Source organism: Bartonella sp. AA86SXKL, assembly GCF_042196885.1.
The window spans coordinates 1-3,585 of sequence record NZ_JBHIRE010000056.1 but is presented as its reverse complement, the minus strand read 5'-3'; the positions used below and the strand labels follow the sequence as shown (position 1 = coordinate 3,585).

The 3,585-nt window shown below is 37.4% G+C and carries 4 protein-coding genes and 2 pseudogenes; all 6 read left to right on the top strand.

Annotated elements, in window-relative coordinates; translation table 11 throughout:
• A partial coding sequence (locus ACFIO5_RS09555) for a helix-turn-helix transcriptional regulator (protein WP_375683121.1) occupies positions 1 to 195 on the top strand: 195 nt, incomplete at its 5' end.
• Positions 196 to 293: 98 nt separating this feature from the next.
• A pseudogene (locus ACFIO5_RS09550) lies at positions 294 to 974 on the top strand (DUF7146 domain-containing protein); the annotation flags it as partial.
• Between the two features lie 111 nt (positions 975 to 1,085).
• Complete coding sequence (locus ACFIO5_RS09545) at positions 1,086 to 1,376, top strand: CopG family ribbon-helix-helix protein (RefSeq protein ID WP_375610963.1); 291 nt, start codon at positions 1,086 to 1,088, stop codon at positions 1,374 to 1,376.
• Complete coding sequence (locus ACFIO5_RS09540; protein ID WP_375610964.1) at positions 1,373 to 1,645, top strand: type II toxin-antitoxin system RelE/ParE family toxin; 273 nt, start codon at positions 1,373 to 1,375, stop codon at positions 1,643 to 1,645. Before ACFIO5_RS09545 ends, ACFIO5_RS09540 begins: the two co-directional genes overlap by 4 nt.
• A 139-nt stretch (positions 1,646 to 1,784) precedes the next feature.
• Positions 1,785 to 2,783, top strand: a pseudogene (locus ACFIO5_RS09535) (DUF3987 domain-containing protein); the annotation flags it as partial.
• A 552-nt stretch (positions 2,784 to 3,335) separates the two neighbouring features.
• Positions 3,336 to 3,585: restriction endonuclease (locus ACFIO5_RS09530; protein WP_522729877.1), on the top strand; the 250-nt coding region annotated here is incomplete at its 3' end.

Sequence of the window (3,585 nt, the reverse complement as noted above, 5' to 3'; positions counted from 1 at the left end):
GAAAATGATATTCTTTTGACAGACCGTGAAAGTGCAAAATTGCTTCATATGAGTGTCTCAACATTCCGCCGTCATGTAACCAATGGCTCTCTCCCAAAACCTTTAAAATTTGGTTTTTTGTCCCGTTGGTTACAATCGGATCTTATCAATGTCATCGAGCAAGCAAAACAGCAACGTCAAAGTGACGCGGCATAAAAAAAACCTTGTCACGTAAGGACGGACAAGGCTTTCTCAAACTCATCACCCTAGAGATAGCACAATCCGTCCTGTGACGCAACGTTATAGGATTTACAATGATGTGTTCTTTTAAGAATGCGCAAGGTATCACACGTGCCTTGCGCGGGGTTTGGCATGGGCGTTATGGAACAGCCCGTTGCCCTGCTCACGATGATAGGCTGCCTAGTTTATCTATTTCTAATGGAAATGATGGGCGTCTTTTACTCACTTGTTATGCTGGCTGCTCTTTTAGAGAGATCATACAAGCGCTTATTAGAATTGGATTGCTTGGAAAACAAGCTTATGATCAGACGCTCTCTTTCTCAAAACAGTTTTGTGCTGATCTCAAACAAGCAAAAAGGAAAGCAGAAAGAGCAATTTGGCAACAAAGCCAACCAATCAAAAATACTTTAGCAGAAACCTATTTACGTATGCGGGGTATTACATGTGATTTGCCTACAGATTTACGCTTTTACGACAAATGTCTACACCCCTCTGGGGGTACATTGCCCGCGTTGATTGCTCTTGTTAAGGGGGCTGGTTCCTTTGCCATTCATAGAACCTTTTTAAAAGACAATGGCTGCAAAACAGATCAGAAACCAGCAAAAGCCATGTTGGGATCTGTAACAGGTGGTGGGGTGCATTTAAGCCAAGCCAATCCAAAACATCTGGTCATTTGTGAAGGCATTGAAACCGGTCTGGCTCTTTTGTCTGGGCTGTTATCAGAGCCCGTTGATTTATGGGCGTCCCTTTCAACCCTATGAAAATGCAAAATAGATATAAAATATCTATTCTAATAGTACCTATTGAAGAAACAGTAAAAATACATTATATTAGAACTACTTTGTAACACATTAAGTGGTCGTAAAATGGCTGAGACAACATTTACCTTTCGCGTCGATGATGTATTAAAAAATGAATTTTCCAAAGCAGCAAAGGCGTGTGATAGATCTGGTGCACAATTATTGCGCGATTATATGCGCGATATCGTAAAAGAACAAAAAGAAAAAAGTGCATACGATTTATGGTTTCGGGAACAAGTTCAATTAGGGATAAATTCTGCTAATGCAAGTGATATAATGTCTTCTGAAGAAATCGAAGCAGAAGCAAAAGAATGGCGCTTAAAGACACAAAGTAAACTAGATAGATCAACTTTATGAAGCTAATTTGGACACAAGTAGCACACGTTGACCGCAAAAAGATACGTGAATACATATCACAAGATAATCCTTCCGCTGCCTTAAAGTTTGATCAACTTTTATCTGAAAAAGTAGAAAAACTTGTTAAATTTCCTACCCTTGGTCGTTTAGGACGAATTGTAAATACACGTGAACTTATTGTACATCCAAATTATATCATGATTTATGATATTTCAAATGGCGTTGTGCGTATTTTACGTGTGCTCCATACAAAGAAAAAATTTCCTTAATCAACTGTATTTTTATTTATTTTGTAATTGAAGAAAATTATTTTCTACAATACTGCGCTCCGTATCAGTAAATAATGATAAATTATTATTTTTCTAATATTGCGAATATGATTGCATAATGCACTTTGCACACCGCTTAGTTTCTACTCGTAAAAATGAAGATGACACTATTGTCAATGATGTGTCTGTTGAAAAGCTTGGGGAACTCTTAAAAGAAAACCCCCGTGGTCTCTTAATGGTGCGTGATGAATTGGCTGGCTTTTTAGCCAATCTAGAAAGAAAGGAATATCAATCAGACCGCGCCTTTTATTTAACAGCTTTTAATGGCGATGATCAATTTACTTATGACCGTATAGAGCGTGGAACCATTTTTATCCCTTATGTCACTTTATCCATGATTGGAGGCATTCAACCTTCACGCATTATTCCGCTCATTCAAGCCATACACCGTGGAATAAACGATGACGGTTTATTGCAACGCTTTCAAATGATTGTCTGGCCCGATGACAATAAAGAGTGGCAATTGGTTGATAAACCGCCCAATCAAGAGGTCTGGCAAAAGTATGAAGGGGTATTTCGCTCTTTTCGTGATAAACGCTTAGGTTCTCCCGAACAACCACTGATCATGCGTTTTTCTGCTGAAGCACAAGTGAAGTTTTATGAATGGTTAGAGCATCTTCATAAAGAGGCAAAAGGAGGTAGTTACTCAGAAAGCTTACAATCGCATCTTTTAAAAATGCCAAAGACCATAGCAAGTCTTGCGTTGATTTTTGAACTTCTTGACACTGGTCGTTTAGAAATTGGACTCTATGCCATCACAACAGCGTTGCGTTGGACAAGTTATCTGTTAAGTCATGCCAAAAGACTTTATGCGGCGGGGGATACATTAACAGCAGAGCGTGCAAAATTAATTGTCGAGCGTTGTGATTGTTTACCCGATGTTTTTACAGCAAGGGATGTTTATAAACGTGATTGGAAATATTTAACAGACAATCAAACCGTTAAGCAAGCTTTAGAGCTTTTATGTCGTTGTAACTATATTCGTGAAATCTCTGGAGAGAATAACTCCCAAGGCGGTCGACCTACCATACGTTATGAATGGCACCCTTTAGTGAAAAGTCATAAGACATCACACTGAGGCAATTTGGAAATCTTATAAAACATTAAACAATATAACAGTGAACCTTTAAAGCACTTCCCATCATTAGTTTTTGGGGGGGTATGGGGGTTTTGGGGGGTCTTTTTACCCCCCCTTATATATATTTTTTAGTCAAAAATAAAAGTTATTATATTTCAATAAGTTAATCTTTCAAATAAACAACCTATATTAAACATAACACATAAATACAATTTTTAATATATATCTAAGAGGGTTTTGTAGGTGTTTTGGGGGTTTTAAAAACAGACAAAACCTATCAAAATACTCATTCTGATATATTAAAGCCCATAGTACATTTATCTTGATGAATACGTGAAATGAATAGCAAATTTCACTACTTTGCTGATCTTATTCCATGTCATGGGCTGTTGATAAGCAGCCTTAAAGACCCCTTTTGAAAAAAATTTATCCGCTTTTTAGCATTTTCCGAATTTTTCACACTATTCATTCAAAATGGATTTAATAAGCTTCATTTTGATTCTTTTGAAGAGAATTAATCAATAGAATATATTGTCATGGAGTTTATTCTTTATGCTTCGCCCTCATCATTCTGATAATGAACACGTCACTTTACGCTCTCTCTTAGAATATTATCGTCAACAAGCAAAATCACCCCGTGAATTGGGAACATTGTTTGAAAATCTTGTCATGGCTTATCTTATGCATGACCCTCTCCATTATGGACGATATGAAAAGGTAGAAACCTATTATGAATGGGCTGAAGAGCGTGAAGGTTGGAATAAAAATGATATCGGCATTGATCTGGTGGCAAAGCTTCGTC

What these genes read in the sequence shown, in the direction of transcription:
- ACFIO5_RS09545 (WP_375610963.1), top strand. Translation starts at nt 1,086, where the DNA reads ATGGCTGAGACAACATTTACCTTTCGCGTCGATGATGTATTAAAAAAT.
- ACFIO5_RS09540 (WP_375610964.1), top strand. Translation starts at nt 1,373, where the DNA reads ATGAAGCTAATTTGGACACAAGTAGCACACGTTGACCGCAAAAAGATA.